The organism is Methylorubrum podarium, assembly GCF_040270385.1.
GTDB lineage: Bacteria > Pseudomonadota > Alphaproteobacteria > Rhizobiales > Beijerinckiaceae > Methylobacterium > Methylobacterium podarium.
Genome location: NZ_JBELQE010000121.1, coordinates 1 through 6,289 on the forward strand (window position 1 = coordinate 1; position 6,289 = coordinate 6,289).

Consider the following 6,289-nt stretch of genomic DNA (forward strand, 5'->3'; position numbering starts at 1 on the left):
GGCGGGCACCTCCCGCCCCGAAGCGGCGCGCGGCGATCGGAGCGCGCGCGGACGCCCCGGACCGGTGCTTCTCCGAACGGCACACCGTGTCCGGCACCCCACGCGACGCGATCGCTGACAAGCTCACTCTCCGGCAGACGGGCCGAGGCTCCCTACAGGCCCCGGCGGCTCCGAGGCAAATGCGCGGCGCGCCTCGCCGACAGCGATATGCTAGCCGTGTTGCGATTCCCTTGAGCGGACGGTGATCCGCGAGGAGCAGGCTTGGACGCGTCGGGATGGGACGAGACGGGACCGGACGCGGCGCATGCGCGGCTGATCGAGGACAACCTCGTCCTCACCTGCGAGGCCGAGCGCCTCTACCGTGACGGGGGCTTTGCCGGCGACGCCGCCCTGCTCGACCGGCTGCGGGGGCGGGTGAGCCGCAACACCCGCGTGCTCGGCACGGTGTTCCCCGGCTTTCCGGCCCATAGCCCCCCGCCGCCGCAGCTCTTCGGCGGCACGGCCGCCTTCCGGGAGAAGCTCGGCGCGGCGCTCGCCGCCCCGCTCCCGCCCGGACCGCCGACGCTGCTGTGCGAGACCCGCGACGTCCGGCTCTCGGGCAACGCCCTGTTCCTCGTCGAGGACGGCCGGCCGCAGGTGCTGTTCGAGACCTACCGGCCGCAGGAGCGGCACGTCGTGCCCGGCCCCGGCCCCGATTTTCGCCACGTCGACGAGACCGTCGGCGAGGGGGAGGGGCTCGTCTTCCTCCTCAACTCGGCCGGCTCGTTCAATTACGGCCACTGGCTGATCGACGACCTGCCGCGCCTGCGCGCCCTCGACGGGCTGAGCGCGCAGCATCCGGGGGTGCCGGTCACCGTCGCGCTGGTCTCCTACTTCGCGCATATCGACGCGGCGCGGCGGCGCTCGATCGAGCTTTGTCTCGGCCGCGGGCGCGGCGTCTCGATCCGCTTCCTCGACCGGTCCAAGACCTACCACTTCGCCCGCCTGCACCACGCCACGCCGTGCAGCCTGCCGAGTACGGGCAAGTCCCCGCACGCGCTGCGCTCTCTCACCCGGCAGGTGCGCGCGCGGACGCGCCTGCGGCGCGGGTTGTTCGGGTTGAGGGCCTTGGCCGGGCGGGGCCGGCGCCTGTTCGTCGACCGGCATCCGGGACGGGGACGGGGGCTCGCCAACCGCGAGGCCGTGCTCAGCCTGCTGCGCCGCCTCGGCTTCGAACCTTTCGACCCGGAGCTCGCCAGCGTGCGGCAGCAGGCGGTGCGGTTCGCCAGCGCCGAGATCGTCGTCGGCATCGCCGGGGCGGGCATGGCCAACACGGTGTTCTGCGAGCCGGGAACCCCGATCCTCCACCTCGTGCCGGAGGGCTGGGAAGACCCGTTCTATGCCGAGCTCGCCGCTCTCCGCGGCGAGAGCTATCGTGCAGTGTTCGGGCCGCGGGTCGCCCCGGGGCCGGGCTCGGCGGTCCCTCCGGACTGGCCCGCGCACCTGTACGATTTTGCGGTGGAGCCCGCCGAGCTGATGGCCGCGCTCGCCGCGGCCGATCCGGCCCGGTTCAGCGACGCCCGGCGCGCGGGGCCTGCTCCGGACGCTCCGTGACGGAGCCGGTCGTCTCGGAAGCGTTCCACTCGATGCCTCCGGGCGCACCCATCACCGCGTGCGGCGGTTGCGGGGCGGCGTAGCTCTGGCCGCCGAACGGGCTCGCGGTGTAGCCGAGGCTCACCGTCGGCGACGGTGCGGCCGGCTGGGCGACGGCGCCGCCGACCGTGAGGCCGAGCGCGACGAAGGGAGCGGCAAGGGCGGCGGAGCGGGAAAGCCGAGTTGTCATGATCGTAGTTCCTGACAAAAGTCTGCCTGTGCCGGATCGCGGCCCCGAAACCTGTGCGGAGATCCGCGACCCGACACGCAGGAGATGGGTCGCCATGTTGCGACGCAACGTGTGGTGACACACATCGTTGTGCGTCGCAGCGTCGGAGAATCGCTCTGAACAGGGATTCTGGCTTACGGAATTGGGCTTTAGCGTGTCTCGCGAAATCTCCGCGCCGGCGCGGCCGAAAAGAAAACGGGCGGGGTCGGGGGATTGTGAGGCGGTCCTCGGACACGCTCCGACGATCGGGAGGCTGGTTCGGCGCGTGCTCTCGCTGCGGCGCGTCAACAGGTTGCCCCGGTTTAGGCCGACCCGGCTGATGGACCTCCGGATTTTCGATAGTCCCGAGGCGGGCGTCCATTACAAAGGATGAGACGTTGCCGCGAAATTGATAGCTTCGCTTCTGATCTTCCGTAGCTTGCCGGAACGGGCGAAGTCCGCATCTCGCATTCTTCGTCAAGACGGTTGATATCTTGATCTGTATCTTCCAATTCAAACGCGCTTAAAGGTGACAAATGCGCGAATTTATGTCAATTAAATCAGTCATTCTAGTCCTATTCGTATTGTCATTGGCAGTAATCTCTGTGCCTGTGGGAACTGCAGCGCGCGTCCTCATGGGTGAATTGACCGGAACGTATCATCTCGAGGCCGTGTCTTGCGAAGGTCAGGGTGAACAATGCGCGCGACTTGTGCGCTCGCATTGAATTGTTCTGCCTCTTCCTTCGTCCATGAGGAACGCGCAGCCATCACGGCTGTCCGGAAGAGCTGAGGAGTCCCGCTTGGCCAAGCAACCGGGATTCCCTCTGATACGGTTTCGGCTTGAACGCCTCGGTCAGAGCATGGCCTGTCCCCTCCCCCTTGTGGGGAGGGGTTCGGGATGGGGTGGTGCAGACGGCACCGCTGCGCTCGATCCGGCACCACCCCCACCTCCTGCCTCCTCCCCACAAGGGGGAGGAGAGGGGGCGATACCCGAGGTGATCGACCGGAAACCGTATGAGTTGCCACCGACTGCGCGGATCCTGACGAATGAAACTAAGGCGTGGATGGATCCAGCGCCGCACCCGCTCAGGCAGCGAGTTTCTATCTAGCTCGGACAAGGCTTGAAGGGAGAGCCCGACCGCCGTCGGTTCCGGTCACGGCGAGGCGCGGTGCCCGCCCTCAGCCGCGACGCCGGCTAACGCGGGCGGCGCAGCGTCCGTCCCGCCGGCTTGCGCGCGTCCTTGCGGAACACCCCGACCAGCTCGACATGGGCCGACCACGCGAACTGATCGACCGGCGTGACCCGCTCCAGCCGGTAGCCGCCCGCGATCAGGGTCGCGGCGTCGCGGGTGAAGGTGCCGGGGTCGCAGGCGACGCCGACGACGAGGGGGACCTTCGACTCCGCGATCCGGCGCACCTGCGCCTCGGCCCCGGCGCGGGGCGGGTCGAACACCACCGCGTCGAGGGCGTCGAGTTCCGGCCCGAGCAGCGGCCGGCGGAACAGGTCGCGGGCCTCCGCCGTGATCCGGGCGAAGCCGGCGCCGGCCCGGTAGGCGCGGGTGAGGGCGGTGATCGCCGCGGCCTCGCCCTCGACCGCGTGGACCTCGCGGCCCCCGGCGGCGAGCGTCAGGGCGAAGGGGCCGCTGCCGCAGAACAGGTCGGCGACCCGCCGCACCCTGGCCTTTCCCTCGTCCATCGCCTCCAGCACCAGGGCGGTCAGCGCCGCCTCTCCGGCCTGGGTCGCCTGGAGGAAGCCGCCGGACGGCGGCACGCGCCGGGCCGGGCCCTCGCCGACGGCGGGCGGGCGGCGCTCGACCACGACGTCGCCGTGGAGCGAGAGCCGGGCGAGGTCGAGTTCGCCGGCGAGCCGGGTGAGGACGCCGCGCACGCCCTCGCTCACCGGCCCGTGGCCGCGGATGTCGATGTCGAGGCCGGTCGCCGTGGCGGTGGCGGCGACGTCCAGCGGTTTGCGGCCGTGCCCGAGCGGCGCGGCCAGCGCCTCCGCCACCGCGGGCGCCCGGTGCAGGCCCGGCACGGTGATCGGGCAATGCTCGATCGCCACCAGCGCGTGGCTGCGCGCTTCCATCAGCCCGGCCTCCGCCCGGCCCTCGATCTCGCGCACGTGCAGGGTGATCCGCCGCCGTCCGGTGCCGCGGGCGTCCACGAGCGGCCTCAGCTCGGTCTCGATGCGGGCCTGCGCCAGCGCGCCGCCGACGATGCCGCGCTTCCACGCGGCGTAGGGGTCCGGCGCGAGGTGCTGCACGGCGCAGCCGCCGCAGGCGGAGAAGTAGGGGCAGAACGGCGCGATCCGCTCCGGCGACGCCTCCTCCACCGCGACCAGCGTGCCGATCCGGTCGCCGCGGTGCACCCGCACGCGCTCGCCGGGGAGCGCACCGGGCACCGGCAGCCCGTCCTCGCTGAGGCCGTCGCCGCGTGCGCCGAGCCGGGCGATGGTCAGGATTTCTTCGGGCAGGTTGTCTCGGGCGACGTCGGACATATCAACCATCATGCGGGGCACGCCTGAGCGGAACGCTCGGCGGCGACCAGGAACTCGCGGTTGCCGTCTCCGCCCTCGATGGGGGAGGGGATCGGCCCCGACACGGTGAAGCCGAGGCCGACGAGCACGGCGCGCACGCTCTCGCACACCTCCGCATGGACCTCCGGATCGCGCACGAGGCCGCCGCGCCCGACCCGCTCGCGGCCGGCCTCGAATTGCGGCTTGATCAGCGCGGCGAGGGTCGCCTCGTCGGCGAGCTGCGCGGCCACCGCCGGCAGGACCAGCCGCAGGCCGATGAAGCTCACGTCGATGGTCGCAAGACGCGGCGCGGGCCGGATCGCAGCCGGGGCGAGGGCGCGGATATCGGTGCCCTCCAGGCTGGTCACCCGCGGGTCGGCGCGCAAGCGCAGGTCGAGCTGGTCGCGGCCGACATCGACGGCGTGGACATGGGCGGCCCCGCGCCGCAGCAGCACGTCGGTGAAGCCGCCGGTCGAGGCGCCGACATCGAGGCAGGGCAGGCCGGCGGGGTCGAGGCCGAAGGCGTCGAGCGCCGCGGCCAGCTTGAGACCGCCGCGGGAGACGTAGGGGTGGGGCGCCGAGGCCTCGATCCGCGCGCCCGCGCCGATGAGGTCCGAGGGGCGCGCGACGAGGCCGCCGTCGGCGTGGACGAGGCCGGCCTCGATCGCCGCCCGCGCCTGCGCCCGGCTGCGGAAATGCCCGTGCTCGACCAGGAACCGGTCGGCCCGCACCCGCTCGCCCGTCATCGGATCTCCCTTCCGGAACACGTCCGGCCGCGTCTTGGCCACGCGTTCTGGCCCGTCGTCCTGACCCGCCGTCCTCAGCAGACGACGCTCTCGCAATCGAGACGGATCGGTCCGTCCCCTGTCGAAACGCGCCGCGTCGCGTTACCTAGAGCATCGCCTGAGACGGTGCGTGCCGGCTTGTCCGAACCGGGCGATGCGACATCCACCGGCCGCGGTAGCCCGGATTCCGCACCGCCTCAAGCGGCGGCGCGGTGCCGGGCGGGACCGCCGGGACGCAACGGAGCGAGTCAGTTCATGAGAGGTGCCATCATGCGAGGGGCCACGATGCCTGCGATTCGACGCCTTCCTCTGGCCGTCCCCCTAGCCATCCCCTTGGCCATCCCCTTGGCCGCGGCCCTGCTCGCGGGCCTCGCCGGATCCGCCCTCGCGCAGGATGCGAAGGAGGCCCCCAAGGAGCCGCCCCCCGCCAAGACCGAGGCCGCGAGCGCACCGCAGACCTACGAGAGCGGGATCACCAACGGCAAGGGTGAGACCATCGGCAAGATCATGATCCGCGACGGAGCGAACTCCCTGGTGATGCGGCTGACGATCCAGCCCGGCGGCCTGCCTCCGGGCTGGCACGGCATCCATTTCCACGCCGTCGGCGACTGCTCGGACACCGAGAAGTTCGAGAAGTCGAAGGCCCACGTGAACCACGACCAGAGCAAGCACGGCCTGCTCAACCCCGACGGCCCGGACGAGGGCGACCTGCCCAACGTCTACGCCAACGCCGACGGCTCGGTGAACGCGGAAGTGTCGAGCGAGACCCCGCTGACCGGCGAGGGCGGCCTGCGCGACGGCGACGGCTCGGCGCTGATCATCCACGCCAACGAGGACGACCACACCAGCCAGCCGATCGGCGGCGCGGGCCCGCGGATCGGCTGCGCGGTGATCAAGTAGCTGGCCGCGGAAGCCCTCTCCCCTCTGCGGGAGAGGGTTCTTTGCGACGCTACCGCTTCAGGCTCACCACGCTGCCCTCGCGCTGCGCCGCCTTCTCCGGCAGGGCGGCGCGGACGGCCTTGAGGATGCCCTCGGCATCGAGACCGGCCTCGGCGTACATCTTCTCCGGCTTGTCGTGGTCCTGGTAGACATCGGGAAGCGTCAGCGTGCGAACCCGGACGCGGCCTGCATCCAGAACGCCGCGCTCCG

General features: G+C 71.5%; 6 protein-coding genes. 2 read left to right on the plus strand and 4 right to left on the minus strand.

Annotated features, from left to right (window positions below):
• Nucleotides 1–261: 261 nt before the first annotated feature.
• Complete coding sequence (locus ABS772_RS23160) at nt 262–1,593, plus strand: glycosyltransferase family 61 protein (protein ID WP_350397038.1); 1,332 nt, start codon at nt 262–264, stop codon at nt 1,591–1,593.
• On the opposite strand, the gene ABS772_RS23165 is transcribed toward ABS772_RS23160, so the two are convergent.
• The 3 genes from ABS772_RS23165 to ABS772_RS23175 all read right to left on the minus strand — a co-directional run bounded on the left by ABS772_RS23165 (nt 1,550) and on the right by ABS772_RS23175 (nt 5,101).
• A complete protein-coding gene (locus ABS772_RS23165; protein WP_350397039.1) occupies nt 1,550–1,822 on the minus strand; it encodes a hypothetical protein in 273 nt (90 codons plus the stop codon). The genes ABS772_RS23160 and ABS772_RS23165 overlap by 44 nt on opposite strands.
• Before the next feature lie 1,213 nt (nt 1,823–3,035).
• Nucleotides 3,036–4,346: a class I SAM-dependent RNA methyltransferase gene (locus ABS772_RS23170; protein ID WP_407943015.1), complete on the minus strand. Its 1,311-nt coding sequence runs from the start codon at nt 4,344–4,346 to the stop codon at nt 3,036–3,038.
• Nucleotides 4,346–5,101: a TlyA family RNA methyltransferase gene (locus tag ABS772_RS23175; protein WP_350397042.1), complete on the minus strand. Its 756-nt coding sequence runs from the start codon at nt 5,099–5,101 to the stop codon at nt 4,346–4,348. The genes ABS772_RS23170 and ABS772_RS23175 overlap by 1 nt, the downstream gene beginning before the upstream one ends.
• 309 nt (nt 5,102–5,410) lie before the next feature.
• Here ABS772_RS23175 and ABS772_RS23180 point away from each other — a divergent pair, with 309 nt between their 5' ends.
• On the plus strand, nt 5,411–6,040 hold the full coding sequence (locus ABS772_RS23180; protein ID WP_350397043.1) for a superoxide dismutase family protein: 630 nt from the start codon (nt 5,411–5,413) through the stop codon (nt 6,038–6,040).
• A 49-nt stretch (nt 6,041–6,089) separates the two neighbouring features.
• Here the strand turns inward: ABS772_RS23180 and ABS772_RS23185 are convergent.
• The coding region (locus tag ABS772_RS23185; protein WP_350397044.1) for a hypothetical protein at nt 6,090–6,289 on the minus strand (200 nt) is incomplete at its 5' end.

What these genes read in the sequence shown, in the direction of transcription:
- ABS772_RS23180 (WP_350397043.1), top strand. Translation starts at nt 5,411, where the DNA reads ATGCGAGGGGCCACGATGCCTGCGATTCGACGCCTTCCTCTGGCCGTC.
- ABS772_RS23175 (WP_350397042.1), bottom strand. Translation starts at nt 5,101, where the DNA reads ATGACGGGCGAGCGGGTGCGGGCCGACCGGTTCCTGGTCGAGCACGGG.
- ABS772_RS23170 (WP_407943015.1), bottom strand. Translation starts at nt 4,346, where the DNA reads ATGGTTGATATGTCCGACGTCGCCCGAGACAACCTGCCCGAAGAAATC.
- ABS772_RS23165 (WP_350397039.1), bottom strand. Translation starts at nt 1,822, where the DNA reads ATGACAACTCGGCTTTCCCGCTCCGCCGCCCTTGCCGCTCCCTTCGTC.